We start from the raw sequence: 232 nt of genomic DNA on the forward strand, positions 1-232 counted from the left end.
CCCGATGAATGACAGTTCCCTAAGTAGCCCGAAATACCTGTACGCTCAACAATATGATCTAATAGTGCTTTTGGAAAGCTATTCTGTTTTTCTTTAAAGTATCCACATTCATATAAAACAGGAGCACCTGTAATTTCCCAGTGTCCGCTAGTCGTATCTTTACCAGTTGAGATCTCTTGAGCATGGCCATAGGCTGAATTAGGCTCAATTGATTCATCTAAGCCCATTGGTT

General features: G+C 40.5%; 1 pseudogene. It reads right to left on the reverse strand.

The window, feature by feature from the left end:
- Positions 1-232, reverse strand: a pseudogene (locus tag V6256_RS15495) (phosphopentomutase); the annotation flags it as partial.

Origin of the sequence: Psychromonas aquatilis (genome assembly GCF_038155185.1) — a bacterium.
Lineage (GTDB): Bacteria > Pseudomonadota > Gammaproteobacteria > Enterobacterales > Psychromonadaceae > Psychromonas > Psychromonas aquatilis.